The 3,533-nt window shown below is 39.2% G+C and carries 1 protein-coding gene and 2 pseudogenes; 1 reads left to right on the top strand and 2 read right to left on the bottom strand.

Annotated elements, in window-relative coordinates:
• The first annotated feature begins 224 nt into the window (after positions 1–224).
• A complete protein-coding gene (locus tag AFK68_RS05635) occupies positions 225–1,448 on the top strand; it encodes a response regulator (protein WP_094671935.1) in 1,224 nt (407 codons plus the stop codon).
• A gap of 86 nt (positions 1,449–1,534) precedes the next feature.
• On the opposite strand, the pseudogene ltrA reads toward AFK68_RS05635, so the two are convergent.
• Both ltrA and AFK68_RS05625 read right to left on the bottom strand, forming a co-directional pair.
• Positions 1,535–3,035, bottom strand: a pseudogene (ltrA, locus tag AFK68_RS05630) (group II intron reverse transcriptase/maturase); the annotation flags it as partial.
• 1 nt (position 3,036) lies between these two features.
• Positions 3,037–3,533, bottom strand: a pseudogene (locus AFK68_RS05625) (reverse transcriptase N-terminal domain-containing protein); the annotation flags it as partial.

The following is a 3,533-nucleotide window of genomic DNA, read 5'->3' as shown; positions in this document are numbered from 1 at the left end:
AATATAGAAACAGCCGATCGTGTTTAAATACCCTATTCTGAAGCCATAGATGGTAAACTTAGAGTATAATCTCGAATCTCGATAATTGACCCAAAATGAAATTAATTCTCTCAAATCATATTACCATTTATTAAAATACTTAGTTATTTTTCAGAAAAAGAGAAGGGATGTGAATCTTCTCTCTATATCTACATTTTTTATCAAAAATTTATTTTACAAGCTGCATGCAGGGAAATTTGAGTGAAATTGATATCCGCAGCATCCTGCAACTTATAGACTTAGGTCAACGAACTGGTGAACTGTTTGTTAAGGCCTACAGCTCACCAGTTGGCAGTAATATTGCTGAACCCCGACAGCACTTTCCCGCAGAACCATCTTGGTTTGTATTTTTTCTGAGTGGTCAGATTATCTACGCTACCCCAAGTGCAGGTAGTTTATCCCGTTTGAGAGACTACTTACGTCGCTACAAAGCAGATCCCTATCTTGACACAATTAAAGTTCCTTCTGTTGCCTCTGTCAATGCACCTGAGTATGGTTATTTATGGGCTTTGTTGGAAAAGGGTATTCTCACACCAGCTCAGGGACGCAGCATTATACATAGTATGGTTCGTGAAACTCTATTTAATTTACTAAGTCTCCATCAAGGAGCATTTATATTTGAGCTTGGCCCAGCACTAACACCTCAGCTAACAACCTTAGAAGTCAGCTCATTATTGGCCAAAATGATCCAGCAGATACAGGAATGGAATCAGTTTTCTCCTTATATTTACTCTACTCAACAGTGTCCAGTAATTTCCGATCCAGTCCAGTTCAAAAAAGCATTAAAGCCAAACATATATAATATTTTAAGTCATTGGTCAGATGGCCAAACATCAATGCAGCAAATAGCTAGATATCTAAACAGAGATGTATTAAAAGTAGCGAAGGCCATTTATCCTTTTGTGCAAAAAGGGATAGTGCAATTAGTTGACCAATGTTCAAAAACAAGTATAGTCAAAAACTCAAAGTCATTGCAACGAGAAACAAAAATACCGAAAGTAGTATGTATTGATGATGATTTAATTGTTCGGGAAAAAGTTAAGTCAATTCTCAATCAAAATGGTTATGAGGTCAGTAGTCTCAGCGATCCCCTCAAAGCATTAGGCGAAGTATTTCAAATTAAACCAAACTTGATTTTATGTGACATTGCTATGCCTGAACTAGATGGTTATGAGATTTGTGCGATGTTGCGTAACTCTACAGCATTTCGCCAGACACCTATTATTATGCTTACTGGCATAGAAGGATTTATAGATCGGGTTAAGGCCAGAATAGTTGGAGCTACACACTACTTGACCAAGCCTTTCGGAGAAAGCGAATTACTAATGTTGGTGGAAAAGTACATTGGACCAGGATTAGTAACAAATTCTCAAGTTGACAGAATGTTATCAAAAAATCAAGAAAATTAAGATAATCTTGATCTAAAGATAGATCATAACATTTTTCATCCTAGATCGAAAAAAATGGGCAAAGTAGTTAAACTAAGCCAGGTAAGTTACCCTACCCGACTCGTCTTCAGAACCGGACGTGAGACTTTCACCTCATCTCGGCTCCTCTCTTAAACGTCCCTTGTCATGGGCACATCCCTACCTTAAAACCAGCATATCGTTAACCCATAAATAGCCATCAGGTAAATCCTGCAATTTTGGCTTTGGATATGTTTTGTTGTCTAAAGTAGTTTTGGTATCGTGGCAGTGTCGGTGCAATAGTTGTTTATTTTTATAAGTGTTGTCACCACCTTTAGACCTTGGTTTTATATGGTCAACTTCCATAAGGTCTGTTGGACTAAAGGTTAATCCACAAAATGCGCATTTATTCTTTTGCCGTTTTAACAGCGTTGTGACTTCTTTCCTTACGCCCGGATGTTTACCGATTCTACTACTCCAATAAGTCCAGTCGCCGTCATAAGGGGATTTATTACCTTTCACCTTGATGTGCCTTATAATAGGAACATCTGAGTGTAGGTTTAGTATGTATTCGCCATCATTAAGTACCCAGTTCCGGGTTTCTTTTATATTGGGGAAATACTTCTTTTTCACCCATTTGGCTGACTTATTTGGATGCCTTCTCTTTGCCCATCTCCATAATCTTATGACTAACAGATGGTCTAAACTATTAAACATCTCTTTACTGACTACATCGGAGAAGTAGTTAGCCCATCCTTTTATTACCGGATTTAATTTAGCTATTAAAGCTTTGGTTGGGGCGGTTTTATGTTTGTCGCATATATCCGCCAGTTTCCGGTAATGAGTTTTTATACTCTTGGAGGATGGTTTAATCAGTGTCTTAAATCCAAGTTTGGTTGATTTTACCTGACCTTGCCTAATTGTGAATCCTAGGAAATCGAATCCGGGTTTGTTCCCTTCATATTCTTCCAAGGTGTGGGCAATTTTAGTCTTTTCTGGCTTTAGTTCTAATCCTACCTGGTTTAACCATTCCTGTATTACGGCTTTTGCTTGTAACACTACTTTGATGTCTTTATGTAGGATTACAAAATCATCAGCATAGCGTATCAAGGATAATGCCCATTTGTTATCTCGTTTTCTTCCCGGTAGGGATTCGGCGAATTTTGATAAGCATTCTTCCATACCGTGTAAGGCGATGTTTGCTAGTAAGGGTGATATAACCCCTCCCTGCGGTGTTCCTTCCGCAGTGCCTGAGAATTGTTTGTTGTCAAAAACTCCAGACTTTAGCCATTGTTTGATTAATCGTCTGTAAGGTGTCTGACCTACTTTTCTCAGCAGCGCATCATGGTTAATTCGGTCAAAACATTTAGATATATCAGCATCTAACACATATTTTGGTTTTTGATTAATGCTGGTATAAATTGCCTCTATGGCATCATGTGTTGACCGTCCTGGCCTAAAACCATAACTGTTAGGTTCAAAACGTGCCTCCCATTCTGGTTCCATACCTAATTTCACCAGAGCTTGTAATGCACGGTCGTACATTGTGGGGATTCCAAGAGGTCTCTTTTCATCCCGTCCTGGTTTAGGNATCTAACACATATTTTGGTTTTTGATTAATGCTGGTATAAATTGCCTCTATGGCATCATGTGTTGACCGTCCTGGCCTAAAACCATAACTGTTAGGTTCAAAACGTGCCTCCCATTCTGGTTCCATACCTAATTTCACCAGAGCTTGTAATGCACGGTCGTACATTGTGGGGATTCCAAGAGGTCTCTTTTCATCCCGTCCTGGTTTAGGTATCCAGACTCTACGGGTCGGACTTGCTTTGAGGTATCGCGTGTTTAATAAATCAACCAGGTTAAATCTCTGCATTGGAGGTAGATTTTTGATACCATCTACACCAGCAGTTTTCTTTCCCTGATTATCTTGGGTCACACGCCTAACAGCTAGCAACCTAGCGTAATGACTTTTGGTCAGAAGTCTTTGGTATTTACGCCGATACGCGGATTTCGCCACGGCTGGATGCTCTGTAAATTAAATGCATGCAACTTAAATACATTCTTCTCAACCCGTCTCCAGTTAAT

The organism is Hydrocoleum sp. CS-953, assembly GCF_002260545.1.
GTDB lineage: Bacteria > Cyanobacteriota > Cyanobacteriia > Cyanobacteriales > Microcoleaceae > Trichodesmium.
This window is presented reverse-complemented; position numbering and strand designations above follow the sequence as displayed.

What these genes read in the sequence shown, in the direction of transcription:
- AFK68_RS05635 (WP_094671935.1), top strand. Translation starts at nt 225, where the DNA reads ATGCAGGGAAATTTGAGTGAAATTGATATCCGCAGCATCCTGCAACTT.